The organism is Streptomyces sp. NPDC048483, from assembly GCF_040651455.1.
Taxonomy (GTDB): Bacteria; Actinomycetota; Actinomycetes; order Streptomycetales; family Streptomycetaceae; genus Streptomyces.
Map to the genome: position 1 here is coordinate 1 of NZ_JBEZJZ010000260.1, position 1,369 is coordinate 1,369.

Consider the following 1,369-nt stretch of genomic DNA (forward strand, 5'->3'; position numbering starts at 1 on the left):
TCCCGCCTTGGCCTTGGTGCACCGTTGCCGAAGGGGGCAGCCGGTGCACTGGCTGGTGAAGGTGGCTTTGCGTTGCTGGTGTTGCCCGCTGGGGTCCGAGAGAGAAACGGTGTGTCCGGCGGGGCAGGTCACGGTCGCGGTGGTGGTGTCGATGGCGAAGTCGTCGAGGGTGAATCCGCCGGGGACAGCGGGCCGCAGTGGGGCGGGTTTGAGGAACAGCCGGTGTCCGGCTTCCTCTAACTCCTGGCGGGCTGGGCCGGTGGAGTAAGCGGTGTCACCGAAGGCGTTTACCGGCTGTTCTTCGTCGGCCAGGAGCTCGGTGGCAACACTGGCCTCGTGGTGCTGCTGTCCGCTTGCGGGGGTGAGAGCGACGGCGGTGAACAGCCCGGTCTCCGGCTCGATGGCCAGGTGGGCCTTGAAACCGTCCTGGTAGTGGCTGCGGGTTTTGTGGGCGTGTCGGCTGTCGGGGTCGATGGTGGACACGACCCGGTCAGGGGCGGTCCCACGGGTGATCCGCCAGCGCCCGTCCCGGCCGTCACTGCCGTCGGCGGGTTCGACGTCCTGACCGGCGACCAGGGCCAGCAGGCCGACCGCATTCGCCGGCTTCTCGCCGAGTTCCTGCTCGGGCAGGTGTCCCAGCAGCCGCAGTGCATCGCCGACCAGGGCATCGACCAGGTCGGCGCGGGCCTGCGCGTCACTCCAGGCGATGCGTGGTTTGCCCGGGTCGGTGTAGTCGTGGGCGGTGCACTGCACCGCGGCCACATCAGGGGCGCCGGGGACCTCACGGATCACCGCTCGGATCGCGGCGATGATCTGGGTGACGGTGTCCTGAGTGGCGACCGCGTCGTCCAGCACGGTGGAATCCATCGCCCGCCGGTGTTTGCCCTTCAAAGCGCCGGTGGCCTTCACGACCTCACGGACGGTTTCGAAGACCCGGTTCGGCCGGGCCGAGCGAGCCAGCCTGCGGCGGAAGTAGGCCAGCAGCGACGGATCGAACGCCATGTCGTGCAGACCGAGCCCGCACGCGGCTTTCCACCGCAGGTCACACCGTAATTCCTGGACCGTCTCGAAGTCCGACAGCCCGTGCAGGGCCTGCAACGTGATCGCGGCGGCCAGGATCTGCGGCGGCATGCTCGGCCGTCCGTTCGCCGACGGATACATGTCCGTGAACATCTCCGCCGGGAACAACGCGCCGCGATGCTCGGCCAGGAACGCGAACACGCTCCCCGCCGGGATCAACTCCCGGCAGGTCTCCCACACGTCCGGCCCGACCGTCTCCCCGACCCACTCCCCTTGAACCACAACAACGAGTCTGGCCCCGCCGCTCACGCGGCGAAGCCAGAACCCAACATCTTCATCAACCTTCTAG

At 68.4% G+C, this 1,369-nt stretch carries 1 protein-coding gene; it reads right to left on the reverse strand.

Translation table 11 applies throughout. The features are described 5' to 3' along the window. A partial coding sequence (locus tag AB0D04_RS42685; RefSeq protein WP_362712881.1) for an IS1182 family transposase occupies nucleotides 1-1,260 on the reverse strand: 1,260 nt, incomplete at its 3' end. Nucleotides 1,261-1,369 lie beyond the last annotated feature (109 nt).